Below are 25,810 nucleotides of genomic sequence, written 5' to 3'. Positions count from 1 at the left end.
GCACTCGCGGACGTGGTGGCCGATGTAGCGAGACGTGGGTCGACGAGGATGTCGCATCAGCGCGACATCCTCGTCGCTTTCTGGTCGGCCGCTGCCGCACAGTGCGCAGGGTCTGTCCTCCTGTAACCGAAGGTGCCGCAATGAACGAGACGCTCCAATCCACTTCCAGACAGGCGGCCGAGGTATTGCTGGCCGGCCGGTGGCAACCCAGCCGCGCCGCGACCGGCAGCTTCCGTGCGGCCGACCCGAGCACGGGCGAGGCGATCGGGCCGCAGTTTCCGGTCAGCGGTGCGGAGGATGTCGAAACCGCGGTTGCGGCGGCGCAAGCGGTTGCAGCGGAACTTGCGGCGGCACCGGTCGAAAGGATCGCCGCATTCCTGGACGCCTACGCCGACGCGCTGGATGCCGATGCCGACACCCTGGTGGCGCTTGCCCATGCAGAAACCGCATTGCCGGCGCCCACGCGCTTGCGCGGCAACGAACTGCCGCGCACCAGCGGGCAGTTGCGTCAGGCCGCACAGGCGGTACGCAGCTACAGCTGGACCCAACCCATCATCGACACCGCTGCCGACCTGCGTTCGCATCTGGCGCCGCTAGGCAAGCCGGTGTTGGTGTTTGGCCCGAACAATTTCCCGTTCGCCTTCAATGCGATTGCCGGCAGCGATTTCGCCTCGGCCATTGCCGCGCGCAACCCAGTGATCGCCAAGGCGCATCCGCTGCACCCGGCCACCAGCCAGCGCATGGCGCAGCTTGCGCACGCAGCCTTGCTTGCGGCGGGCCTGCCGGCTGCGGCGGTGCAGTTGCTGTATCACGTCGACAACGCCACCGGCCTGCGACTGGCCGGCGATGCGCGGCTGGGGGCGATCGGCTTCACCGGCAGCCGTGCCGGCGGGCTGGCGCTGAAGGCCGCCGCCGATGCGGCCGGTGTGCCGTTCTATGCCGAGCTGTCCAGCGTCAATCCGGTATTCCTGTTGCCGGGCGCACTGGCCGAACGCGGCGCTGCGCTGGCGCAGGAATTCTTTTCCTCGTGCACGCTGGGCAGCGGCCAGTTCTGCACCAACCCCGGGGTGGTGGTGGTGCCGCACGGCGAGGCCGGCGATGCGTTCGTGGCCGCGACCACGGCGCATTGCGAGGCTGCCATGCCGATGGTGCTGTTTTCCGGTGCAGGCGTGGAAGGCGTGCAACGCGGTGTGGCGGCCCTGCGCGCTGCCGGTGCCGCGCTGCTGGCCGGTGGACATACCGGCGAAGACGGTTATCGCTACGCGCCGACCTTGCTGAGCGTGGATGGCCAGGCGTTCCTCGCCAATCCGCATGCGCTGCAGACCGAGGCCTTCGGCCCGGTGAGCCTGCTGGTGCGTGCACGCGACCTCGCCCAGATGACGCAGCTTGCCGCGGCATTCGAAGGCAACCTCACCGGCACCTTGTATCGCGCAGCCGATGGCAGCGACGATGCGGCCTGGCAGGCCATCGCCCCGGTGTTGCGGGCGCGGGTGGGGCGCTTGATCAACAGCAAGATGCCGACCGGCGTGGCGGTGAGCGCGGCGCAGAATCACGGCGGGCCATTTCCCAGCACCGGGCATCCTGGCTTCACTGCGGTGGGCATGCCCGGTTCCATCCGCCGCTTTGCCGCCCTCCATAGCTACGACGCGGTACCGGACGCCTTGCTGCCGGCCGAACTGCGCCAGCGCAATCCGGGCGGGGTGGCGCGTCTGGTCGATGGGCAATGGAGCACTGCCGATCTTGGAGCGGGCGCATGAGCGGCCAGATCGGCGGGGTGTCGCTGGAGCAGGCGCGCGCGCAATTGGCGCCGTGGACGCAGCGCGCCGCGCCGATCGCAGCGGACGAATACGCACAGCGCATCGAACGCGCTCGCAGCCTGATGCGCGCGCACGGCGTGGATGCGCTGTTGATCGGCGCCGGCACCTCGCTGCGCTATTTCACCGGCGTGCCCTGGGGCGCGAGCGAGCGCCTGGTCGCGCTGCTGCTCACGCTGGACCGCGACCCGGTGCTGATCTGCCCCGCCTTCGAAGAAGGCTCGCTGGATGCGGTGCTGAAGATTTCGGTCGCCAAACATCTGTGGGAAGAACACGAGGACCCGTACGCGCTGGTGGTGCAGGCGATGGACGACCGCCACGCGCATGCACTGGCGCTGGATCCGGGCATCGCCTTTGCCGTGCACACCGGCCTGCGCGCGCACCTGGGCACGGCGATCCGCGATGCCGGGGTCATCATCGACGGCTGCCGCATGTGCAAATCGCCGGCCGAGCTGGCGCTGATGCAGCAGGCCTGCGACATGACCTTGCTGGTGCAGCGGCTGGCCGCCGGCATCGCGCAGGAAGGCATCGGCACCGATCAACTGGTGCGTTTTATCGACGAGGCGCATCGCGCGCTGGGCGCGGACAACGGATCGACCTTCTGCATCGTGCAGTTCGGCCATGCCACCGCATTCCCGCACGGCATTCCCGGCGTGCAGCACCTGCGCGCAGGCGAGCTGGTGCTGATCGACACCGGCTGCACCGTGCAGGGCTATCACTCCGACATCACCCGCACCTGGATCTACGGCACGCCCAATGACGCGCAACGGCGCATCTGGGACCTGGAACAGGTAGCGCAGGCAGCCGCGTTTACGGCAATCCGCCCCGGGCTCGCCTGCGAAGCGGTGGACCAGGCCGCGCGCAGCGTGCTGGAGGCGGCAGGGCTGGGCCCGGACTACCGCTTGCCGGGATTGCCGCACCGCACCGGTCACGGCTGCGGGCTGGCGATCCACGAAGCGCCGTATCTGGTGCGCGGCAATGCGCAGCCGCTGCAGCCGGGCATGTGCGCCAGCAACGAGCCGATGATCGTGGTGCCCGGTGCGTTCGGGGTGCGCCTGGAGGACCACTTTTACGTCACCGACAGCGGCGCGCAGTGGTTTACGCCGCCGTCGCCGGCGATCGACCAACCGTTTGCATGAGCCCGCACAGGCTCACGCACGCGTAGGAGCGCACCCGGGCGCGACGGGCAGTCCCGATAAAAGCCGTCGCGCTCAGGCGCGCTCCTACAGCCGCCATTGCATCTTGGAGTAACTGCATGAACCACCTGCGTCCTGTCGCCATCGGCCTGCTGGCCGCCGCCTTGTTCACTGCCTGCAAGCCGGCGCCGCCGGCACCGGAAACGGCGGCTGCGGCCACCTCTGCGCCGACCGGCGAACAGGCCGCCAAGGCCTTCGATGCGCTGCTGGACAAGCAATGGCAGTACCAGTTGCAGCACAACCCGGAGTTCGCCAGCATCATCGGCGACAAGCGCTACAACGATCGTTGGAGCGATTATTCGCTTCAGGCCGTGCAGGCCGAGCGCAGCGCCACTGCCGAGCTGCTCAAGCAGTTCGAAGCGATCGACAGCAAGACGCTGGACGAACAGCGCCAGCTCAGCCTGCAGATGATGCTCGGCCAGTTGCGCGACAAGCTGGAAGGCATCGACCTGAAGACCTATGCGATGCCGCTGGAGCCGATCGGCGGTATCCAGCTGGGGCTGGCCGGTTACGGCGATGCGTTTCCGTTCGAGAACGCCAAGGATTATCAGGACTACATCAAGCGCCTGCAGACCATTCCGACGGTGATCGACCAGGTGATTGCGGTGTCGCGCCAAGGCGCGAAAGAAGGCCTCACCCAGCCGCGTTACCTGCTGGAGCGCCTGCCCGAGCAGATCGACAAGATCGCCGCGCTGACCGGCGAGCAGAGTCCGTTCGCCTCGCCGCTGAAAAAACTCGATGCCGCGGTGCCGGCCGACCAGCGCGCTGCGCTGCGCACCCAATTGCTGGCCGCGATCGAGCAGCAGGTGCGCCCGGCCTATGCCAAGTTGGCCGCATTCGTGCGCGACGAATATGCCGCGCAAGGGCGCGCGCAGGAGGGCCTGTGGTCGCTGCCCGATGGCGAACGCCGCTATCGCTACGCCATCCACACCCAGACCACCACCGACATGGCGCCGGAGGAGATCCATCAGATCGGCCTGAAGGAAGTCGCGCGCATCGAAGGCGAGATGACGGTGATCGCCAAGGCGCAGGGTTTTACCGATCTGGCCAGCTTCCGCAAGGCGGTGGACACCGACAAGCGCCACTTCGCCAGCTCCGGCGAGCAGATCCTGCAGCAATACCGCCAGTACATCGCCGCGATGGAACCTGAGTTGCCCAAGTTGTTCGGTCATTTGCCGAAGACGCCATTGGAAGTGCAGGCGATGCCGGCGTTCCGACGCAGCGCGCCCGGCGCCGAGTACTGGCAGAGCAATCCGGAAGGCACCAAGCCGGCCATCGTCAAGGTCAACACCAGCGACTTCGCCAGCCGCACGCTGGTCAATATCGAAACCACCGCCTATCACGAGGGCGTGCCGGGCCATCACCTGCAGATCTCGCTCGCCCAGACGTTGCCATTGCCGCCGTTCCGCCAGCAGGCCGGCTACAACGCCTATATCGAAGGCTGGGCGCTGTACGCCGAGCGCCTGGGCAAGGAGATCGGCTTCTTCAAGGACCCGTACAACGACTACGGCCGGCTGTCCGGCGAGCTGTTGCGCGCCAACCGCCTGGTGCTCGACACCGGCGTGCATTACAAGCGCTGGAACCGCCAGCAGATGGTGGATTTCTTCCATGCGCATCCGTCCGATGACGAGCCCAGCATCCAGTCCGAAACCGATCGCTACATCGTCTGGCCGGGCCAGGCCCTGGGTTACAAACTGGGGCAGCTGCAGATTCTTGCGCTGCGTGCGGAGGCGGAAAAAGAACTCGGCGATCGCTTCGATGTGCGCGCCTTCCACGATGCGGTGCTCGGCGGCGGCGCGATGCCGCTGGCGATGCTGCAGCAGCGCGTGCGCCACTGGATTGCGCAGGCCAAGGCGGCGCCGGAGGGACGCGGATGAGCACCCATAGCATCTGGCGCGCGAGCGCACTGAGTCTGCTGATTGCTGCCAGCCTGGGCGGCACCGCCGTGCAGGCGCAGGCCGCAGCGCCCGCAGCAACCACGCAAGACAGTGCAGCGGCACGCTTCAAGGCGCTGTACACGCGCGAATGGCGTTGGCGGCAGGCGCAGCTGTCCGGCGCGGTGGATGAAGACAACCAGGCCACGCAGGACAGGCAGTCCGACCATCTGCCCAAGGTCGATGTGGCCACGCAAAACCTGCGCACTGCGTACTGGCAACAGGCCTTGAAGGAGCTGGATGCGATTCCGGCAGCGCAGTTGCCGGCCGAAGATCAGGTGAGCTACCAGGTGTACCGCCAGCAATTGCTGGTGCTGCTGGACCAGCAGCACTTCCGCGCCTGGGAAATGCCGTTCAACAGCGACTCGGCGTTCTGGAGCGACCTGGGCTTCAGCGCCGAGGCCAAGCTGCGCACGCGCGAGGACTACCAGCGCTATCTGAAGATGCTGGCCGATATCCCGCGCTATTTCGCCGAGCACACCGACAATATGCGCGCCGGGCTGGCGCGCGGTTTCAGCCAGCCCCGGGTGACCCTGACCGGGCGCGACCAGTCCATCGTCGACGTGGTGCAGGCAAAGGGCGAGGCCAATCCGTTCTACGCACCGTTCAAGCAGATGCCGGCGACGCTGCCTGCCGATGTGCAGGCGCAATTGCGCCAGCAGGCAGTCAACACCATCGATACGCAGGTACTGCCGGCCTACGCCAGGCTGCTGGACTTCATCCGCAACGAGTACCAGCCGCACGCACGCACCACGCTGGCCGGCGAAGCCTTGCCGGACGGGCAGGCGTACTACCGCGCGCAGATCCGCGAGTTCACCACGCTGGAGTTGAGCCCGGAGCAGATCCACCGGATCGGCCTGCAGGAAGTGGCCAGGCTGCGCACGCAGATGGATCAGACCATCGCCGCCAGCGGTTTCAAGGCACCGGCCGGGCAGGCGGTGTTTCCGGCCTTCCTGCAGTTCCTGCGCAGCGACCCGCAGTTCTATGCCAAGACGCCGGAACAGTTGCTCAAGCAGGCGGCGTGGATCGCCAAGCGCGTGGACGCCAAGGTGGGCGATTACATCGGCCGGCTGCCGCGCAGACGCTTCGCGATCGAGCCGGTGCCGCCGGAACTGGCGCCGTTCTACACCGGCGGGCGCGGCGGCCCGGGCATCTATCTGGTCAACACCTACAACCTGCCATCGCGGCCGCTGTACAACCTGACCGCGTTGACGCTGCACGAGTCCTCGCCCGGCCACGCGCTGCAGATGCCGCTGGCGGCAGAGGCGCAGGGGCTGCCGGAGTTTCGCCGCTACGCCTACATCTCTGCCTATGGCGAAGGCTGGGCCCTGTATTCGGAGTACCTGGGCCAGGAAATGGGCATGTACGACACGCCTTATGACCGCTTCGGCTATCTCACCTACCAGATGTGGCGCGCCTGCCGCCTGGTGATCGACACCGGCATCCACCACAAGGGCTGGACGCGCGCGCAGGCGCAGGCCTATCTGCGCGACAACACCGCCTTGAGCGAGCATGAGGTCACCACCGAGGTGGACCGCTACATCGCCTGGCCGGGGCAGGCGTTGTCGTATTACCTGGGCGAGCTGAAGATCCTGGAGCTGCGACGCAAGGCCGAAGCCGCGTTGGGCGAGACGTTCGACCTGCGCCATTTCCACGATGCGGTGCTGCAGACCGGCTCGGTGCCGCTGCCGGTGCTGGAAGCGCGCATCGACCGCTTCATCGCCGACGGTGGTGTCTCGCCGTATGCCGCCGAAGATGCTGACCGGTCGGCGGCAGCAGAGGCCAGGGCGGCTGCCAGCGACTGATCCACGACACAACTAGTCGACGTTCTCCGCAACAACAACCACGCTATCCACGCTTCGGGGCGACCAATGAGCACACACGGTGCGACCACGCAAGGCAAGTTCCACAAGCGACTCAGCCTGACCGACCTGACCTTTATCGGGCTGGGCTCGATCTTCGGGTCGGGCTGGTTGTTCTCGGCCAGCCATGTCTCTTCCATCGCCGGACCGGCCGGCATCCTGTCGTGGATACTGGGCGGCATCGCGGTGTTGCTGCTCGGCCTGGTGTATTGCGAACTCGGCGCCGCGCTGCCACGTGCCGGCGGGGTGGTGCGCTACCCGGAGTATTCGCATGGCGCCTTGCTCGGCTCGTTGACCGGCTTCATCACCCTGATCGCGTTTTCCAGCCTGATCGCGATCGAGGTGGAAGCCGCGCGCCAGTATGCGGCGGCATGGTTCCCGCTGCTCAACCAACCCGGCGGCAGCCATCCCAGCGTGTGGGGCTGGTTGGTGCAACTGGCCTTGCTGGTGCTGTTCTTCCTGCTCAACTATTTCAGCGTCAAGACCTTCGCGCTGGCCAACAACATCGTCAGCATCTTCAAGTTCCTGGTACCGATCCTGGTGATCGTGCTGCTGATGAAGCACTTCAATCCGGGCAACCTGCGCGTGCACGGGTTTGCGCCCTCGGGCATGGCCGGGGTGGAGGCGGCGATTTCCGCCGGCGGCATCATCTTTGCCTATCTTGGCCTGACCCCGATCGTGTCGGTGGCCAGCGAGGTGCGCGACCCGCAGCGCAATATCCCGATCGCCCTGATCCTGTCGGTGGCCTTGTCCACGGTGATCTATGTGCTGCTGCAGCTGGCGTTCCTGGGCAGCATTCCGGCCGCGCAACTGGCACCGGGCTGGAGCGGTATCGACAAGGTGTTTGCCTTGCCGTATCACGACATCGCGCTGGCGTTGGGGATGGCGTGGTTGGCTGCACTGGTGATCTGCGATGCGATGGTCTCGCCCAGCGGCACCGGCAACATCTACATGAATGCCACCCCGCGCGTGGTGTACGGCTGGGCGCGCAGCGGCGGGTTTTTGCCGGTGCTGACGCGGGTGGATCCGCAATCGGGTATTCCGCGGCCGGCATTGTGGTTGAGCCTGGGCTTGTCGATCTTCTGGACGCTGCCGTTCCCCTCGTGGGAGACCTTGATCGGCGTGGTGTCGGCCGCCCTGGTGCTGAGCTATGCGGTGGCACCGGTGACGGTGGCGGCGTTGCGCCGCAGTGCGCCGGACTTGCCGCGGCCGTTTCGCGTCCGTGGCCTTGCCGTGCTGGGGCCGCTGTCGTTCATCGTCGCCGCCTTGATCGTCTACTGGTCGACCTGGCCGACCTTGTCGTGGTTGCTTGGCCTGCAGGTGCTCGCGTTCGCGCTGTACGTGCTGTATCGCCTGCCATCGCGCCAGGGCCGTGCACGTCTGCTGCGCCAAGTACGCGCATCGCTGTGGTTGATCGTGTTCTTCGTGCTGGTGATGGCGGTGTCGTGGGCCGGGACGTTCGGCGGTCACGGCTGGATCGCGCATCCGTTCGACACCTTGAGCGTGGCGGCGATTGCGTTCTTCATCTACCACTGGGGCGCGCGTAGCGGCTTGCGCAGCGATGAGCTGGCGTTGGAGGAGGACGATGGCGAGTGAGCTGCGCCGCGACGCGGGGGTATCGCGCTGGCTGCGGGGCTGCTTGAATGGGCTGGTTGCGTGCATCGTGTTGCTGTCGGCTGGGGCACAGGCCGCGCCCGGTGTGGCCGATTACCAACGCGCGCTGGGGTTGCGCGCGCAATGGAGCACGCTGACCGAGAACGTGGCGTGGCCGGCGCAATGGCAGGACGCTGGCAGCTTCCATTACCGCAAGACGGTGCCGGGTGGGTTCGCCTTCGTCCGTGCGGATGTCGCCACGCTGCAGAAAATGCCGGCGTTCGACCAGCTGCGCGTGGCGCAGGCATTGAGCGCGGCGACCGGCACGCCCTACACCGCGTTGCGGTTGCCGTTCGAGCGCTTCGCCTATGCAGCAGACGGCGAGCGCGGCGATGGGGCGATCCGGTTCGAGCTTGGTGAAGCGCCCTGGCGTTGCAGCTTGACGGGCTATCGTTGCGCCCGCGACGACGCCGGTGCGCAGCAGCGTCCACGGGGCTTTGGTGTGGTGCGCGACCCTGCGGTGCCCGCCGACAACACGCCACGCCGTTCGCCCGATGGCCGCTGGGAAGCGTTTGCCGATGGCTGGAACCTGCTGCTGCGTCGCGTCGCCGACGGGCAGCTGACCCGGCTCAGCGACGACGGCCGTGCAGACGATTACTTCGACCCGGAAAGCATTACCTGGTCGCCTGACTCGCAGCGGCTGGCGGTGTATCGCGTGCGTCCCGGGCTGGCCCGCCGCGTCACCCGTGTGGAGGCGGCGCCTGCAGGCGGCGGCCAGCCGCGCGTGCGCACGCAGCTGTATCCCAAGCCGGGCGATGCGGTGGATGTGGAGCGGCCGGTGCTGTTCGCCGTGGACGGCACGCGCCGCGAGGTGGAGACCGCCTTGTTCGCCAATCCGTATGCGCTGTCGCCGCTGCAGTGGCGCCGCGATGGCCGCAGCGTGAGCTTCGACTACGTGCAACGCGGCTTTCAGCGCATGCGGGTGATCGCGGTGGACGCGCAGAGCGGTCGCGCGCATGTGGCGGTCGGCGAAGATGCGCGCACGTTCGTGTATGCCGACCGCAGCTTTCGCCATGACGTGGACGGGCGCGGCGACGAGCTGCTGTGGATCTCCGAGCGTGACGGCTGGCGGCACCTGTATCTGGTCGATGGCCGCAGCGGCAAGTTCAAACGCCAGCTCACACGCGGGCCGTGGATCGTGCGCGATGTGCTGCGGGTGGACGACGCGCAGCGGCGCATCTGGTTCACTGCCAGCGGCATGGATGCGGGCAAGGACCCATACTACCGGCAGCTGTACAGCGTGGATTTCGACGGCCGCCGGTTGACCCGGCTGACCCATAGCGATGCCGATCACGATGTCGCCATTGCAGACGACGGCCGGCACTACGTCGATGTCTACTCGCGCCCGGATCTGCCGCCGGTGATGGAGCTGCACGCCATCGATGGCCGGCTGCTGCAGCAAGTGGAACAGGGCAACATCGACAAGCTGCTGGCGGCCGGCTGGCGCGCGCCGGAGACCTTCGTGGCCAAGGGCCGCGATGGCCGCACCGACATCTGGGGCATGGTGGTGCGCCCGCGCGACTACGACCCACGCAAGACATATCCGGTGATCGAGAACATCTACGCCGGCCCGCACGACGCCTTTGTGCCGAAGACGTTCTGGCCGTTCGGCTATCACTCCGGTGGCGACAAGCAGATCGGCATGCAGGCGCAGGCGGACCTGGGCTTCATCGTGGTGATGATCGATGGCATGGGCACCGCCAACCGCTCCAAGGCCTTTCACGATGTGGCGTGGAAGAACCTCGGCGATTCCGGCTTTGCCGATCGCATCGCCTGGCATCGTGCGCTGGCCGCCAGGGACCGGTCCTACGACATCGGCCGGGTCGGCATCTACGGCGCCTCGGCCGGTGGGCAGAGCACGCTGGGCGCGCTCGAACGCCATCCGGACTTCTACAAGGTGGGCGTGGCGTTTGCCGGTTGCTACGACAACCGCATGGACAAGATCAGCTGGAACGAGCAGTGGATGGGCTGGCCGGTGGATGCCGGTTATGCGCAGGCCTCGGGCGTGGTCAATGCAGGCAAGCTGCAAGGCGACCTGCTGCTGATCGTCGGCGAGCAGGACAGCAATGTGGACCCGGCCTCCACCGCGCAGGTGGTCGATGCGTTGATCAAGGCCGGCAAGGACTTCGAGCTGCTCAACGTGCCTGGCGGCGAGCATTCGGTGGGCCGCTCCAGCGGGCCGATCGACTATGTGCAGCGTCGCCAGTACGACTTCTTCGTGCGCCATCTGCGCAATGAACCCACGCCGCATTGGAATTCACTACCGTCGGAGGCGCGATGATGCGTTTGTTTGTCCTGAAAATGCCGCAGCCGCGCGGCCGCATCGCGGCCCTGCTGTGGTCGCTCGCGATGTTGGCCGGCGGTGTGGCGTTGGCCAGTGCAGAAGAACTGCCGCGCTTCGTTACCCAGAATGGCCGCCATGCGCTGTTTGTCGATGGCGCGCCGTACACCGTGCTGGCCGCGCAGCTGCACAACTCCAGTGCCTGGCCGGCCGTGCTGCCAAAGGCACTGGACGAGGTGGTCGCGCTGCATGCCAATACGGTGGAAGCGCCGGTGTACTGGGAGCAGTTCGAGCCGGCGCCCGGGCGCTTCGATACCGCCAACGTGGATGCGCTGATCGCCGGCGCACGCAAGCGCGGTTTGCGCGTGGCCTTGCTGTGGTTCGGCAGCTGGAAGAACGGCCAGATGCATTACGTGCCGGAGTGGATCAAGCGCGACGAGGCGAGCTACCCACGCATGCGCGATGCCAATGGCGAACCGGTGGATGTGCTGTCGCCGCATGTGGCCGCCAACGTGCAGGCCGATGCGCGCGCCTTCACCGCGTTGATGCAGCACCTGCGCAAGGTCGATGGCGACCGTCACACGGTGATCCTGGTCCAGGTGGAAAACGAGCCCGGCGCGATCGGCACGGTGCGCGACCATGGCCCGGCCGGCGAGGCGGCGTTCGCACAACCGGTGCCCGCGGCGATCGCTCAGGCGTTGGGCAAACCGCAGGGCAGCTGGCAGCAGCTGTTCGGTGCCGAGGCGGCCGAAGCCTTCAATGCGCATGCAACGGCGGCATATATCGACCAGGTGGCTGCCGCCGGCAAGCGTGCGTATCCGCTGCCGCTCTACGTCAACACCTGGCTGCGCTACAAGGGCAAGCGCTATCCGGGCCTGGATTATCCGTCCGGCGGTGCGACGGTGAACGTGTTCGCGCTGTGGCGCGCGGCCACGCCGTCGATCGACTTCATCGGCACCGATATCTACACCAACGACTACAACGAGTACACCAAGGTCATCGGCCAGTACGCGCGGCCGGACAATCCGGCCTGGGTGTCGGAGACCGGCTTCGAAGCGGCCACCGCGCCATACCTGTTCCATGTGCTGGGGCAGGGCGGGATCGGCTTTTCTGTGTTCGGTATGGATGGCAACCCGGACAGCGCGGCCAACCGCGCCGCGATCGCTGCGCACGCGGCCAACTTCAAGCTGCTGGCGCCGCTGCAGCGCGTGATCGCCCAGGCGGCCTTCGACGGCCGCCTGCAGGCGGTGGCCGAACAGCCCGGCGCGCCGCAACGCACGCTGCGTTTCGGCGACTGGGAGGCCAGGGTGTCGTTCGGCGCGCCGCTATGGGGCGATGCGCCGGCCATCCTGCCCGGTAACGACGACCACGCCGGCCGGCTGCTGGTGGCCCAGCTGGGGCCGGAGGAGTTCCTGGTCACCGGCATGGCCGCGCGCATTGAATTTTTCCGCGAGGCGGCCGATACCCGTCATGGACAACTGTTGCGGGTGGAGCAGGGGCGGTATGTGGACGGGCGCTGGCAGGTCGAAAGACAGCTCAACGGCGACCAGACCGACTACGGGCTCAACTTCGGGCGGGTGGATGCGGCCGGCGAGGTGCCGGTGGTGTTGCGTGTGCGGGTGGGCACGTATTGAGCCTGCGTGAGGCGACTGCGTAGCCGTGAGGTGGGCGTGATCGGAATCGGTGGGTGGGACACGTCATTGCGGTTCCTGTCAGCTGGTTCCACTTCGTGAGAAACGCTCGCCACGCGCCTCGGTGGGCGTAAGAACGACAGCAGTGCGGCGCGACTGCCGGCAACGATTGTGTTGATTGGTTGGTAAACAAACGTCATTGGTTATTTCTCTGTTCTGCACCGGAGCCATCATGAGCATCAGCAGTATCGCCAGTTCCGGAATGCAGGTCGCCGCACTGCGCCAGCAGGTGGCCGCCAGCAATGTGGCGCGTCAGCCGGTGGACGGCAGTCCGCGTCAGGCCGTTGCAGCCAGCACGCAGCTCAATGGTGGAGTGGCAGCCAGCGTGGTCGACGCCAACGCCGATCCATCGGCACCGGCCAGCGATTTGGTCGAAGGCCTCTCGGCACGCAACGATTTCCAGGCCAACGCCACTGCGCTGCGGCGCTCCGACGAAATGCTGGGTAGCTTGTTGGATGTGCTGACCTGAGAGCCTGGATTGGACGAAGGCCGGTTGTCGATCTAGTGCAGTAGGTGCGCGGCCTTCGCCTTGATGCCGCATCTGGCTGCACCTGAAACCGGATTTACGTTCTGCATTTCGTGGAGTCAGCGAAGTGATGGCTGCTGCTCATGCCGGTATCGATAACTGCAGTTGTCTTGTCTGCGGGTGTTAGGACCGTGCGGGCAGCTCGCAAGCGTAGAGCGGCTGATCTGTTACCTGGCTGCCGGGCCCTTGCCCGCCGACCATCGCGGGACACGCCGTGAATCCGTCCATGGAGGCTCTTACGCGGCATCCATGCCGCGTAAGGTCCCGCGACGGTAAGCGGGCAAGGACCAGTTGAGATGGTCGGTGTGCATGTTTTTAACAAAGCAGCCGACTCACTCTCTGGTGCGGTGTCCTCGCCGATTGCGGGACCGTGTGGCGGCATGGATGCCGCCACCGAGCCCCCAGGGATGGGTTTACGGCGTGTCCTGCAAGCGGTGAGGGCGCCGCGCCCTCGACGCTGCGAGTTTGCTGCCGGGCCCTTGCCCGCCCACCATCGCGGGACACGCTGCAAGTACGTCCCTGTAAGCTCTTACGCGGCATCCATGCCGCGTAAGGTGCCGCGACGGTGGGCGGGCAAGGACCAGTCGAGATGGTAGGAGTGCATGGTTTCAACTAAATAATCGACAACTCTCTGGTGCGGTGAGGGCACTGCACGCTCGACCGATCAGCTGTTTGATTTAGGGCGTCACGCTGAATTCGTTGTGCTCATTGCCGGTCACTTCCCGTCTGTTCCCAACACCTTCTCCGCGTCGACAATATCCACCCCCTGCAGTTGCCCCAGCAAATTGTCGAACCACGGCTTGTGCATGGCGCCAACCACCGCCAGCACGTTCGCGCCGGGTTGGTCGGCAAAGCTGGCACGCACGTTGGACACCATGCGCAGGTTGCGGATCTCCCAGCCGGATACGTAGCGATAGCCGTAGCGCTGCGGCGAGCCCTCGCTCAGTGCGGCGCGAAAATCCACCGCGATGGCCAGTTGCTGGCTGGCCGGCAGGTTGATCGCGCGATAGAGCTCCAGCAACTTGCCTTGACTAGCCAACTGGTCCTCGCGCTCACGCATGGCGCGCGCCCGCGGCGCGGCCTTGTCCCAGGCGGCCTGGATTGCCTTGCCGTACACCGCCGGGTCGCCCAGGTCAACGTTGTCGCCGGTGTGATCATCGGCCGGGTGGACGCGCTGCAGGCCAAGGCGTGCCGCCAACCGTGCGGCGATCTGGTAACTCTCGTTGGAGCGCTGTTCCACGCTGCGCAGTCGCGCGACCAGCGCCGCATCCAGGCCATCGCCGCTGCGTTGTTCGGCCGACGCAAGCTGCAGCCATTGCACCAGCGCAGATGGTTGCTCGCCCGAGGCCAGAAACAGCGCAGCCAGATGCCGACGCTGTGCCGGTGTGGGCGCACTCGGCCAGGTCTTGAGCGTTGCACGCACCTTGCCGATGGCGGCCGGAACATCCAGCCCGGTGGCACGCGCTGCCTCGCTGGTGTCGGGGCAATAGGTCGTGGTGTCCTCGGACAGATACACCGCCGGATGGCGTCGCATCAGGTCGCAGCTTTCGCCCGACAGGTCCTCTGTGGTGATGATGGTCGGCGCGTACGCGGCTAGCCGGTCCATCAATGGTTGCAGCCGTGCTGCACCGATATCGCTGCCCTTGGGCAACTGCGACAGATGCACGCTGCCAAGCACCAGCACCTGGGTGCGTGGCGCGGCCATCTCGGCATCCAGTTGCGACAGATCCACCTGCGCCTGCGCGATGCAGGGCGCGATCAAGGCCAGCCACAGCCAGCAATGCGCCGGACGTTTCAACCGCCTGGCAGACGCGCTGCCGACATCGAAAAATCGCGCTGCGACGCGGGCACTGTGCGCGATGCGCGGTAGGGATGGCTGCATGACGGTCCTTGTGGGTGGGCTTGGGTTGCGTGGCGGTCTGGCGACGATGTCGCCTGCGTCTGTGCAGCCAGTGTGGCTGCCACCGCAGGTACCGGCGTGGCCAGAAAGTCACGTGGCTAAATGGCAGGGGGCGGCAACTGGGCGCTGCGCCGTTGCTGCGATGGCAGCGCAGCAACAGCTGCTTGTGTGCGGATTTCCGCATACGTGCCAGACAGCTGCCACAAGACGCAAGCCGCGCCGTCGCGCAGGATGTGGATGAGATCAACCGAGGGCGCGACGATGGACCGCAGAAGCTTTTTGCGTCAGGGCATGGCGGCAACCGCGGCGGTGGGCGCAGGTGCCGCGCTCGCAATGCCGGGCACGCCGCACACCCCGGCGACGTTGCCGCCACCGGCGCTGCCACGTCTTGAGGCACTGCCATCGGCCGCGCATGTGGGCAGCAAGCTGTGCAGTTTTGAACACCTGCAGCAGCAGTGGACCGTCTACGAGCATCTCGACGACCCGCAGGGCCAGCTCACGCTATGGACCGACAGCGGCATGCTGCGCCTGGACAAACGCACCGAGCCGGCCTATCCGACCGAGAGCAAGCCGTACTTCGGGATGCCGCTGGCCGAGGTGGCGATGGCCGAGGCCGATCTGCTCGCCGACCGCCTGCTGCGCGATGGCGACCCGGACGAGGCGCAGGTGCGCGATGTCGCGCCGCCGCCGGCCTCGCTGCTCGACCCCAAGGACAATGGTGGCCGCTGGCCGTGGACCACCTTCGTCGGCACGCGCGAAAGCCTGGATACCATGCCGATCCTACCCAACGGCCGTAGCCGCACCTCGCGGCCGGAACACGCCTTCGCCGAGTTGGGCGACGAGGCGCTGATCAAACGGCGCGAGGAAGGCCTGCTGGGTGGCTGGATGCCGGCGGTGCGCAAGGTGATGCGGCGCGAAGGCGAGGCCGATAACTGGTACGACGTGCTGGTGTTCGCCGATGTACGTGCCAGCGATCGCTTCGTGGTACAGACCTGGCACCGCACGATGCAGGTGCGCGGCGGCGAGATCGTCGGCGTGCACTACACCCACAGCTATCCCGCCTTCGCACCGTCGCGCAAGCCGGCCACCGCTGAGCAGTTCTACGCGGGGTTGATCGATTTTGCCGCGTACTGGCAGCAGGCCCTGGACGGCACGGTGCAGGCGCAACTGCCCGATGCCAGCTGGAACGACATGGCGCAATTCGCGTTCGCGCGCGAGCTGGTGGTGCGCCCCGGTGGCGATTACCCGAAGTACGGTGCAGTGGAGCGCGACTACTACGGCAACGAGTACGACGGCTTCCAGGACACCTTCACCAGCTCGTTCTACGCCAATCTGGAATGGGGCCGCTTCGCGCAGGCCGCTGCGGTATTGGACAACTATTTCGACGACTTCGTGCAGGACGATGGCCTGCCGAACATGCGCGGGCCGGAGGTCGGGCAGTTCGGGCTGACCCTGTCGCTGCTGGTGCGCTATCTGCGCTACACCGGCGATGCGGCCCGGCTGCGCCGCCTGCTGCCCAAGATCGCCGCCACCGCGGAGCTGCCATGCGAGCTGCATGACCAGGCGCTCGCATTGCCGCGCAGCGCGCATGGCCATGGCCTGCTGCACGGCTGGAACGAATCCGATGCCTGCCTGTTCCCCGACCCGTCGCTGTGGTGGAAACCGTATTACGCCAACAGCGCGCTGACGATACGCGGCTGGGAAGACATCGCCCAGGTCTGGAGCACGCTCGGTGGCGATGTCGGTCTGGCTACGCAATGGCAGCATCGCGCCAGGCAGTTGCGCATACGGCTGGAGGCGAGCCTGCGTGCCAACGTGCGCCGCGAGCTGTCGCCGCCGTATATCGGCCCGTTGCCGGGCACCAAACTGACGTTTCGCCAATCGCTGCTGCAGGAAAAGCCCAGCGAGCAGCAGTGGCCGCACCGCGCGTATGCGGAATTGCTGCAGGCCGATGTGCTGCCCGACGACCTGGCCAACCTGGTGATCGATTGCCTGCGCGGCCATGGCGGTACCAGCATCGGCGTGGTGGCCAACATCGCACCACCGGAGCCGGGCAGTCGCGATCTGCTCGGCTTCATTTCCTACGGCTATGCGCAGCAGCTGCTGCGGCTGGATCGCATCGAAGAGTATCTGTTGTTCGTCTATGCGCACCGCTACCAGGTGCATACGCGCGGCAGCTGGACCGCCGGCGAGGTCAGCGGCATCACCGGTGGCATGCCGCTGTTCTGCATCCCCGCGCAGATGACCATCCCGTTGCTGCTGCGCTGGATGCTGGTCAGTGACGACAGCGCAGGCGAGCAGTTGTTCCTTGCGCGTGCGCTGCCGCGCGCATGGCTGGGCAGTGGCGCCGCGATCGGCATCACGGCGGCGCCCACACGCTGGGGCAAGCTCACGCTGACACTGCGCACCGATGTGGAGGCACGCCGCATCGATGCCGAGGTGCAACTGCCGGAACGGTCACCCAGGCACACCTGGCTGAGCTTGCGCGTGCCCAAGGGCACAACGCTCACCCGCGTGCTCGTCGACGGCAAGCCGGCGCGTGCGCAGGGCCCGCATGCCGATCGCGTGGCGTTGCCCGCCAGCACAGCGGCGGTGAAGGTGCAGGCCTGGTACGGGTGATGGCCCATTGGCGCGACGACCATGCCGCCCTTGTCGTTTCACCATTGTCCCATCACCAGGGAGGCCTTGAGCGGCGATCGCTGAAGCGGTGTTGCAGTCTGCCGTGTCATGGGCTGCCGCATGCATACGTCTGTTCGAAGCCCGGATCGACTGTCATCGCACATGGTTGCAGGCGATACATCGCCTCGGGCGTATCACCCATCGTCTTGTACGTGATGTCCAGCTACCGACATCGCTGCAGAGCGCATCGACACAGGCTGGTTCATTTGCGAACCATGCGGTTATCCGCATGCGCTGTCGCCAAATGCGACAAGACGTGGCGCGTGCGCACAGGCACATTGTGACCAGCTGATGAAACTGGAGCGCATGGGCGCCTCCGGTGCGGAACCAACACCTTTTTCGACAACACGCGCTGCTGCTTGACCCTGGGTGGTCGTGCGCGTCGCAGGTTGCCTGCGTGTCTGCAGCACGGCCGTGGCGAGAGATGTCGCTGCGTGTGCGGCTGCCATCCATCTTGCCCTGCGCTGGTGTCCGCCGGCACGGGCGTGTGTTGCCCATCGTTTGTCCGCCATACGACTCAGGAGCCCTGCATGCCGATGTCGCTGTTGCCTCTCTCCCGGACCACCGGCACGCCCACGCGCCCGGTGCCGAGCATGCTCACCGCCGCACTGCTGCTGGCGCTCTCTGCGGGCGCCGCCGCTCCCGTGTCTGCGCAGCAGGCAGGCAACAACGGCGATGGCCCACAAACGCTGGACAGCGTGGTCGTCACCGGTTCGCGTCTACGCCGCGTGGATACCGAAACCGCCAACCCGGTGGTCACGGTCAGCCAGGAACAGATCGCCGCGACCGGCAAGGCCACGGTCGGCGATCTGCTGCAGGAGCTGCCGTCGATCGCCGGCAACGCCACCAATCCGTATACCAACAACGGCGGCGGCACCGGTGCGTCGGCCATTTCGCTGCGCGGTCTGGGCGACAAACGCACGCTGGTGCTGGTCAACGGCATCCGTCTTGCCTACAACGACGTCAACGCGATTCCGTCCAGCATGATCGAGCGCATCGAAGTGCTCAGCGACGGTGCCTCCGCGGTCTACGGCTCCGACGCCATCGGCGGCGTGGTCAATTTCATCCTGCGCAGCCAGTTCGATGGTGTGCAGTTCAGCAGCGACTTCGGTACCAGCAGCGAAGGCGACGGCAACCGACGCAACTTCACCCTGACCACCGGCAAGACCTGGGAGCGCGGCAGCCTGATCGGCGGCCTGTCGTATCACAACATCGATCCGGTCTCGGCAGCGGCGCGCGACTATTCCAGGGACGCGCTCGCACTGACCAACGGGCAACCGGTGAAGCAGGGCTCGTCCGCAACGCCGACCGGTACCGTGAATTTCAACGATGGCTCTGATCAGTCCGCGCAGCTGGCGCAGGCCAACGGCTGCGGGCGCGTCACCCTCAACAGCGGCGTCAGCGGTCGTGCCGGCCCGGGCGATTTCCACTGTTACGACGCCAGCGCCGACTCCTACAACTACCAGCCGCTCAACCTGTTGCAGACCCCGCAAAAGCGCACCAATGCGTTCTTGCTGGGCAGCTATCGCTTCAGCGACAACGTCGAGGGCTACGTCAACACCTGGTTCAGCAAAACAGAGTCGGCCTCGATCATTGCGCCGATTCCGATCTTCGCCAACGGCGACAACATCCTGGTGTCGGCGCAGAGCTACTACAACCCGTTCGGCGTGAACTTCGGCACCGATCGCAGCACCGGCACCTCCTACAACGACCTCAACACGCGCGCCACCGTGCTGGGCAATCGCAGCTATCAATACAACACCTACAACGTCCAGATCAGCCCCGGCCTGCGCGGCCGCTTCGGCGACAGCTCCTGGCAATGGGATGCCACCTTCAACTACGGCAAGGTCAAACAGAAGTCGATCAATAACGGCTTTCTCGACTATGCCGCGTTCAACCAGGCCATCGGCCCCTCGTTCCTGGACAGCGACGGCGTGGTCACGTGCGGCAGCGCAGGCGCGGCGATCGCCGGCTGCACACCGCTGAACTTCTTCAACCTCAACGACAGCTCCAACCTGTCCACGCTGCAGGGGATGGTGGTCAACCCCATCGTGACCAGCGTCTACACGGTCAAGCAATTCGAGGCCAATGCCAACGGCTCGCTGTTCGAACTGCCGGCCGGCACCGTCAGCCTGGCGACCGGCGTCTCCTATCGCAAGGAGCGCTCGACCACCGCCTCCGACCCGCTGTGGACCGGCGACGAAGACGGCCTGTGCGGGGTGATCGAATTCTGTTCGTCCACCCTGGCCGGCAGTTTCGACGTCAAGGAAGCCTATGCCGAGGCGCTGTTTCCGCTGCTGAAGGACTTGCCCGGCATCCAAGCCCTGAACATCACGCTGGGCACGCGGTTTTCCGATTTCAGCTCGGTCGGCAGCAAGACCAACAGCAAGATCTCGCTGGAATATCGCCCGATCGAGAACCTGCTGATCCGCGGCACGGTGTCGGAGGTGTTCCGCGCGCCCAACATCAACGAACTGTATGCCGGTGTGGCCGGCGACGCGGCCACCGTCAACGACCCGTGCAATGGCTACACCGGTGGCAATGGTGTGGCCTGCGCCAATGTGCCCACCAACGGCAGCTACCAGCAATCCGATGGCCAGGTGTCGGGCAAGGTGTCCGGCGCGGCGGTGGCCGGGTACCAGCTCAAGCCGGAAACCGGCAAGTCCTACGACGTGGGGCTGGTGTACGACCCGCAGTGGATCGATGGGCTGTCGCTGAGCGCGGACTGGTGGCGGATCGATCTGGAAGACACCATCACCACGGTGTCGGCGCAGACCGTGCTCAATCAATGTTTCGCCAATTCGGCCAGCGCCTTTTGCGCGTTGATCCATCGCAACGGCAACGGCACCATCAACTACATCGCCGAACCCACCGTCAACCTGGGCAAGCTGTGGGCCAAGGGCCTGGACGTGAACCTGACCTATCGCGCGCCGTCCACCGCGTGGGGCAATCTCAGCGCCGGGCTCAACGGCACCTATCTCACCCGTTACGACGTGCTGCCCGATACCACCGACCCCAGCTCGGTCACCATCCACAACGTCGGCCGCTACACCCAGGCCTACGGCAACTTCCCGCGCTGGCGTGCGCTGGGCACGGTGAACTGGGCGTTGGACGACTGGAGCGCCACCTGGCGCATCCGCTATGTGGGCCACACCGCCATCGGCAATTCGGATCCGGACCAGAGCCTGTCGGCCGATTCCAGCGAGCCGATGGTAGTGCGCAAGATCGGCGCCTACGTCTACAACAACCTGCAGCTCGGCTACAACGTCGAGCCGTGGCACACGCGCTTCGAAGTGGGCGTGGACAATATCGCCAACAAGCAGCCGCCGCTGTACTACTCCAACAACGTCGGCAATGCCAATACCGATGTGGCCACCTACGATCTGCTCGGTCGGTTCTACTGGGCGCGTGCCACGGTGAAGTTCTGATCGTGCCGGTGTATCGCGGTGGCGTGCGGCCAGATGCCATCGGTCGCGCGCATGGCTGTGCGGTCGCGGGCGTACGCGGCTGCGCAGGCGTGTGTCGCAATGGCGCGCAATCCGCGCGCGCCGACAGGAGCTAAGCTGAGCCCATGACGGATATGCATGCAAGCGAGTTGCCCGACGACCACACGCCGAGCCTGTCGCGGCGGCGTTTTCTGGCCTGGAGCAGCCTGGCGGTTGCGGCGGGTTTCCTGAGGTTTCCGGCGCAGGCCAGTGCCGCGCAACCCGGCAGCGTGCGCGCCGTGCCGCTGGCGCAGGTGCGGCTCACACCGTCGTTGTTCCTGGACGCGCTGCAGACCAATCGTCGCTATCTGATGCGGCTGCAGCCGGACCGGCTGTTGCACAACTTCGTGCTGTACGCCGGCCTCGATCCCAAGGCGCCTGCATACGGCGGCTGGGAGGCGGACACCATTGCCGGGCATACGCTCGGTCACTATCTCAGCGCATTGGCACTCATGCATGCGCAGACCGGCGATGCGCAATGCCGCACGCGCGCCGGGTACCTGGTCGCAGAGCTGGCACGCTGCCAGGCGCACGCAGGCGATGGTTACGTGGCCGGCTTCTCCCGCAAGAACACGGCAGGCAAGATCGAGAGCGGCCGTGCGGTGTTCGATGAGCTCAAGCGCGGCAAGATCGACCCGGCACCGTTCTACCTCAACGGTAGCTGGGCACCGCTGTACACCTGGCACAAGCTGTTCGCCGGCCTGCTCGACGTGCATGCGCATTGCGACAATGCGCAGGCGCTGCAGGTGGCGGTGGGCCTGGCCGGCTATCTGCAAGGCATCTTCACCGCACTCGACGACGCGCAGCTGCAGAAGGTGCTGTCGTGCGAATTCGGCGGCCTCAACGAATCGTTCGTCGAACTGCATGTGCGCACCGGCGACGCGCAATGGCTGGCGCTGGCGCAGCGCCTGCACCATCACGCCGTGCTCGACCCACTCATCGCCCAGCGCGACGAGCTGGTGCACCAGCATTCCAACACCAACATCCCCAAGCTGATCGGCCTGGCACGCGAGTACGAAGTCACCGGCGATGCCGCCTCGGGCGCGGCGGCGCGCTTCTTCTGGCACACCGTCACCGACCACCACACCTACGTGATCGGCGGCAATGGCGACCGCGAGTATTTCCAGCAGCCGGACAGCATCTCGAAGTTTCTCACCGAGCAGACCTGCGAGCACTGCGCCAGCTACAACATGCTCAAGCTCACCCGGCATCTGTACCAGTGGGGCCCGCAGGCCGAGTTCTTCCACTACTACGAGCGCACCCTGCTCAACCACGTGATGGCGCAGCAGCATCCGCGAACCGGCATGTTCACCTACATGACACCGATGCTGGCCGGCGAAGCGCGCGGCTGGTCCTCGCCATTCGACGATTTCTGGTGCTGCGTCGGCAGCGGCATGGAAGCGCATGCCCAGTTTGGCGACTCGATTTACTGGCAGGACGGGCAGGGCGTCTACGTCAACCTGTATGTGCCCTCCAGCGTGCGCGACGCCGCCGGGCTGGACATGACCCTGCACAGCACGATGCCGGAGCAGGGCAGCGCCTCGCTACGCATCGATGCCGCGCCGGCCGAGCAACGCACGCTCGCACTGCGCGTGCCCGGCTGGGCGCAGTCGCCGCTGCTGCAGCTCAATGGCCAGCCGGTCGATGCCGCCCTCAGCGAGGGCTACCTGCGCATCACCCGCCGCTGGCGCGCTGGCGACACGCTCGCCCTGTCGTTGCAGATGCCGTTGCGCCTGGAAGCCACACCGGACGACCCGGCCTGGGTCTCGCTGCTGCGCGGGCCGCTGGTGCTGGCGGCCGACCTGGGCGCTGCGGCAAAACCCTGGTCGGGCAAGGCCCCGGCATTGATCGGCGGCGATGAGGTCCTGCAGCGCCTGCAGCCGGTGGCAGGCCAGACCGCGTTCGACTACCGCGATGGCGATCAGCAGTGGCGCTTCTCGCCGTTCTACGCGCAGTTCGATCGCCGCAGCGCGCCCTACCTGGAGCATCGCGATGCTGTCGCATGGCAGCAGCATCAAGCCGAACAGGCCGCAGCAGACGCGAAGCAACGGGCGCTGGACACGCGCGCACTGGACTGCATCGCCCTGGGCGATGAAGCATCCGAAAAAGCCCACTGCCTGCACAGCGAAAGCTCCTACGCACTGAGCTACCGCCGCCGAGCCGGCCGCGACGCCCGCACCGGCGGCTTCATCGCCTTCACCCTGCGCAACACCGCCCGGGCCCGCATCCTGCGCCTGCGCTACTGGGGCGACGAAACCCGCCGCCGCTTCCGCATCCTCGCCGACGGCGAACTCATCGCCAACGAACGCCTGGACGGCAACCGCGGCCTGGACTTCGTCGACGTGGATTACGCCTTGCCTGCAGCGGTCGCCGGCCGCGCCACCTTGCAAATCCGCATCGAGCCGGAAACCGGCTATTCGGCCGGGCCGGCGTTCGGATGTTGGGTGCTGGAGTCGGCGTAAGCGCCGCTGCGGCTGGTCTTCAATGACGTTGCCAGCGCTTTGGCCGGAGCGCGCACGATGCGCGCAGGCATCGCGACGCACCTGACCATGATCCCGACAACAAAGACCCGATAAACGCCCGACTAATTTTTCCTAGTGCCGCATTCGGCAGGATTGTCGTCATCGTCCCATGTGCACGCTGCGTTATGGAGGAGTGCGAGCCGTTACCGAAGCGGTATGGTGTCGGACACCGCCGTCGCCGCTCTTCCAATCGTCGCCATGAGACAGGCCCAAAAAAAGACCGGCGCAAGCGCCGGTCCTGGTGTGTCACCAAAGGTGTCGTAAACCTTACGCAGACAACTCCAACAACAACTTGTTCAACCGCTTCACATAGCCGGCTGGGTCCTTGAGGCTGTCGCCCGCCGCCAACGCAGCCTGGTCGAACAGCACCCGGCTCAGATCGGCGAAGCGGTCCATGTCGGCTTCCGCATCCAGCTTTTCGATCAGCGGGTGGGCCGGGTTGAATTCGAACACCGGCTTGGTTTCCGGCACGGCCTGGCCGCTGGCTTCCAGCAGCTGGCGCATCTGCAAACCCAGGTCGCCCTGGCCGATGGCCAGGATCGCCGGGGAATCGGTCAGGCGGTGCGAGACGCGCACTTCGGCCACGTCGTCGCCGAGGGCGGCCTTGATGCGCGAGGCCAGGCCTTCCTTGGACTTGGCGACTTCTTCCTGCGCCTTCTTGTCTTCCTCCGAGTCCAGCTTGCCCAGGTCCAGGTCGCCGCGTGCCACGTCCACGAACGACTTGCCGTCGAATTCGGTGAGGTAGCTCATCAGCCACTCGTCGATGCGGTCGGTGAGCAGCAGCACTTCGATGCCCTTCTTGCGGAACACTTCCAGATGCGGGCTGTCCTTGATCTGCGCATAGCTTTCGCCGGTGAGGTAGTACAGCTTGTCCTGGCCCTCGGCCAGGCGGCTCACGTAATCGGCCAGGCCCACGCTCTGCGCGCCGGTGCTGTCATGCGTGGAGGAGAAGCGCAGCAGGCCGGCGATCTTTTCGCGGTTGGCGTAATCCTCGGCCGGGCCTTCCTTCAACGCCTGGCCGAAGTTGCGCCAAAACGTCGCATAGTCGTCCGGCTTGTCCTTGGCCAGTTTTTCCAGCATGTCCAGCGAGCGCTTGGTCAGTGCCGACTTCATCGAATCCACGACCGGGCCGGATTGCAGGATCTCGCGCGACACATTGAGCGACAGGTCGGACGAATCCACCACGCCCTTGATGAAACGCAGGTACAGCGGCAGGAACTGCTCGGCCTGGTCCATGATGAAGACGCGCTGCACGTACAGCTTCAAGCCCTTGGCCGAATCGCGGTGATACAGGTCGAACGGCGCGCTGCCGGGCACGAACAGCAGCGAGGTGTACTCCAGCTTGCCTTCGACCTTGTTGTGGCTCCACGCCAGCGGGTTGCCGGCATCGTGGGCGACGTGCTTGTAGAACTCCTGGTACTCCTCGTCCTTGATTTCGGACTTGGGCCGCGTCCACAGCGCGCTGGCGCGGTTGACCGCTTCCCACTCCGGCTCGGCCGGCGCGTCGGCTGCTTCGCCGTGGTGCTCCTTGCGCATCTCGATCGGCAGGCCGATATGGTCGGAATACTTCTTGAGGATGCCGCGCAGCGTCCAGCCGTCGGCAAAGCTGTCTTCGCCTTCTTTCAGCTGCAGCACGATGCGGGTGCCGCGCTCGGGCTTGTCGACGCTGGCCACTTCGAACTCGCCTTCGCCACGCGAGGACCAGTGCACGCCCTCGTTGGCCGGCAGGCCGGCGCGACGCGAATACACGTCGACCTGGTCGGCGACGATGAAGGCGCTGTAGAAGCCCACGCCGAACTGGCCGATCAGGTTGGCGTCCTTCTTCTGGTCGCCGCTGAGGTGCTTGAGGAAATCGGCGGTGCCGGACTTGGCGATCGTGCCCAGATGCGAGACCGCATCCTCGCGGCTCATGCCGATGCCGTTGTCGTCGATGGTGACGGTGCGCGCGTCCTTGTCGTAATCCACGCGGATGCGCAGCTCGCCGCCGCCTTCCAGCAGCTCCGGCTTCACCAGTGCCTCGAAACGCAGCTTGTCGGCGGCGTCGGCGGCATTGGAGACCAGCTCGCGCAGGAAGATCTCCTTGTTCGAATACAACGAATGGATCATCAGCTGCAGCAGCTGCTTGACCTCGGTCTGGAAGCCAAGCGTCTGCTTGTCGGTATCAACGGTCATTGGGGTCGTGCTCCATGGTGGCCCAGGCCGCAACGCGGCCGATGGCCTGGGGGATGAGGCCGTGCGGGGATTTTTCAAGGCGGGCGTGCGCCAGA

Annotated in this window: 13 protein-coding genes; 11 read left to right on the top strand and 2 right to left on the bottom strand. The window is 66.1% G+C overall.

The window, feature by feature from the left end; genetic code table 11:
• Positions 1–140: 140 nt before the first annotated feature.
• From XaplCFBP3123_RS08730 to XaplCFBP3123_RS08695, 8 genes are all read left to right on the top strand, one after another.
• On the top strand, positions 141–1,757 hold the full coding sequence (locus tag XaplCFBP3123_RS08730; RefSeq protein ID WP_104533674.1) for an aldehyde dehydrogenase family protein: 1,617 nt from the start codon (positions 141–143) through the stop codon (positions 1,755–1,757).
• On the top strand, positions 1,754–2,953 hold the full coding sequence (locus XaplCFBP3123_RS08725) for a M24 family metallopeptidase (RefSeq protein ID WP_104533673.1): 1,200 nt from the start codon (positions 1,754–1,756) through the stop codon (positions 2,951–2,953). Before XaplCFBP3123_RS08730 ends, XaplCFBP3123_RS08725 begins: the two co-directional genes overlap by 4 nt.
• 116 nt (positions 2,954–3,069) lie before the next feature.
• Entirely contained in the window at positions 3,070–4,887 is a 1,818-nt protein-coding gene (locus XaplCFBP3123_RS08720) for a DUF885 domain-containing protein (protein ID WP_104533672.1), read from the top strand.
• Positions 4,884–6,749, top strand: a complete 1,866-nt coding sequence (locus tag XaplCFBP3123_RS08715; protein ID WP_104533671.1) for a DUF885 domain-containing protein — start codon at positions 4,884–4,886, stop codon at positions 6,747–6,749. The genes XaplCFBP3123_RS08720 and XaplCFBP3123_RS08715 overlap by 4 nt, the downstream gene beginning before the upstream one ends.
• A 66-nt stretch (positions 6,750–6,815) precedes the next feature.
• The gene (locus XaplCFBP3123_RS08710; RefSeq protein WP_104533670.1) at positions 6,816–8,402 is read left to right on the top strand and encodes an APC family permease; all 1,587 of its coding nucleotides are present in this window, start codon (positions 6,816–6,818) and stop codon (positions 8,400–8,402) included.
• The gene (locus tag XaplCFBP3123_RS08705; RefSeq protein ID WP_104533669.1) at positions 8,392–10,740 is read left to right on the top strand and encodes a S9 family peptidase; all 2,349 of its coding nucleotides are present in this window, start codon (positions 8,392–8,394) and stop codon (positions 10,738–10,740) included. Before XaplCFBP3123_RS08710 ends, XaplCFBP3123_RS08705 begins: the two co-directional genes overlap by 11 nt.
• The gene (locus XaplCFBP3123_RS08700) at positions 10,740–12,374 is read left to right on the top strand and encodes a DUF5597 domain-containing protein (RefSeq protein ID WP_104533827.1); all 1,635 of its coding nucleotides are present in this window, start codon (positions 10,740–10,742) and stop codon (positions 12,372–12,374) included. The genes XaplCFBP3123_RS08705 and XaplCFBP3123_RS08700 overlap by 1 nt, the downstream gene beginning before the upstream one ends.
• A gap of 229 nt (positions 12,375–12,603) precedes the next feature.
• The gene (locus tag XaplCFBP3123_RS08695; protein ID WP_104533668.1) at positions 12,604–12,900 is read left to right on the top strand and encodes a hypothetical protein; all 297 of its coding nucleotides are present in this window, start codon (positions 12,604–12,606) and stop codon (positions 12,898–12,900) included.
• Positions 12,901–13,672: 772 nt separating this feature from the next.
• Here the strand turns inward: XaplCFBP3123_RS08695 and XaplCFBP3123_RS08685 are convergent.
• Positions 13,673–14,839, bottom strand: a complete 1,167-nt coding sequence (locus tag XaplCFBP3123_RS08685) for a DUF5694 domain-containing protein (RefSeq protein ID WP_253254159.1) — start codon at positions 14,837–14,839, stop codon at positions 13,673–13,675.
• Between the two features lie 279 nt (positions 14,840–15,118).
• Between XaplCFBP3123_RS08685 and XaplCFBP3123_RS08680 the strand changes: the two genes are divergently transcribed.
• The 3 genes from XaplCFBP3123_RS08680 to XaplCFBP3123_RS08670 all read left to right on the top strand — a co-directional run bounded on the left by XaplCFBP3123_RS08680 (position 15,119) and on the right by XaplCFBP3123_RS08670 (position 23,483).
• Positions 15,119–17,476 carry a Tat pathway signal protein gene (locus tag XaplCFBP3123_RS08680; RefSeq protein ID WP_104533666.1) on the top strand — a complete coding sequence of 786 codons (2,358 nt, stop codon included), beginning with the start codon at positions 15,119–15,121 and terminating at the stop codon, positions 17,474–17,476.
• Positions 17,477–18,066: 590 nt separating this feature from the next.
• Positions 18,067–20,964 (top strand): TonB-dependent receptor domain-containing protein, encoded by a 2,898-nt coding sequence (locus XaplCFBP3123_RS08675; protein ID WP_104533665.1) that lies wholly within the window; start codon positions 18,067–18,069, stop codon positions 20,962–20,964.
• Positions 20,965–21,107: 143 nt separating this feature from the next.
• The gene (locus XaplCFBP3123_RS08670) at positions 21,108–23,483 is read left to right on the top strand and encodes a glycoside hydrolase family 127 protein (protein ID WP_104533664.1); all 2,376 of its coding nucleotides are present in this window, start codon (positions 21,108–21,110) and stop codon (positions 23,481–23,483) included.
• A 327-nt stretch (positions 23,484–23,810) separates the two neighbouring features.
• Here XaplCFBP3123_RS08670 and htpG read toward each other — a convergent pair whose 3' ends face one another.
• Positions 23,811–25,715: a molecular chaperone HtpG gene (htpG, locus tag XaplCFBP3123_RS08665; RefSeq protein WP_104533663.1), complete on the bottom strand. Its 1,905-nt coding sequence runs from the start codon at positions 25,713–25,715 to the stop codon at positions 23,811–23,813.
• Between the last annotated feature and the right edge of the window lie 95 nt (positions 25,716–25,810).

It is taken from the genome of Xanthomonas arboricola pv. populi, assembly GCF_002939945.1.
Lineage (GTDB): Bacteria > Pseudomonadota > Gammaproteobacteria > Xanthomonadales > Xanthomonadaceae > Xanthomonas > Xanthomonas arboricola_A.
The sequence above is the reverse complement of the archived record's forward strand: the minus strand, read 5'-3'. Positions and strand labels throughout refer to the sequence as shown.

Coding starts and splice junctions, on each gene's coding strand:
- XaplCFBP3123_RS08730 (WP_104533674.1), top strand. CDS start 141: ATGAACGAGACGCTCCAATCCACTTCCAGACAGGCGGCCGAGGTATTG.
- XaplCFBP3123_RS08725 (WP_104533673.1), top strand. CDS start 1,754: ATGAGCGGCCAGATCGGCGGGGTGTCGCTGGAGCAGGCGCGCGCGCAA.
- XaplCFBP3123_RS08720 (WP_104533672.1), top strand. CDS start 3,070: ATGAACCACCTGCGTCCTGTCGCCATCGGCCTGCTGGCCGCCGCCTTG.
- XaplCFBP3123_RS08715 (WP_104533671.1), top strand. CDS start 4,884: ATGAGCACCCATAGCATCTGGCGCGCGAGCGCACTGAGTCTGCTGATT.
- XaplCFBP3123_RS08710 (WP_104533670.1), top strand. CDS start 6,816: ATGAGCACACACGGTGCGACCACGCAAGGCAAGTTCCACAAGCGACTC.
- XaplCFBP3123_RS08705 (WP_104533669.1), top strand. CDS start 8,392: ATGGCGAGTGAGCTGCGCCGCGACGCGGGGGTATCGCGCTGGCTGCGG.
- XaplCFBP3123_RS08700 (WP_104533827.1), top strand. CDS start 10,740: ATGCGTTTGTTTGTCCTGAAAATGCCGCAGCCGCGCGGCCGCATCGCG.
- XaplCFBP3123_RS08695 (WP_104533668.1), top strand. CDS start 12,604: ATGAGCATCAGCAGTATCGCCAGTTCCGGAATGCAGGTCGCCGCACTG.
- XaplCFBP3123_RS08685 (WP_253254159.1), bottom strand. CDS start 14,839: ATGCAGCCATCCCTACCGCGCATCGCGCACAGTGCCCGCGTCGCAGCG.
- XaplCFBP3123_RS08680 (WP_104533666.1), top strand. CDS start 15,119: ATGGACCGCAGAAGCTTTTTGCGTCAGGGCATGGCGGCAACCGCGGCG.
- XaplCFBP3123_RS08675 (WP_104533665.1), top strand. CDS start 18,067: ATGCCGATGTCGCTGTTGCCTCTCTCCCGGACCACCGGCACGCCCACG.
- XaplCFBP3123_RS08670 (WP_104533664.1), top strand. CDS start 21,108: ATGACGGATATGCATGCAAGCGAGTTGCCCGACGACCACACGCCGAGC.
- htpG (WP_104533663.1), bottom strand. CDS start 25,715: ATGACCGTTGATACCGACAAGCAGACGCTTGGCTTCCAGACCGAGGTC.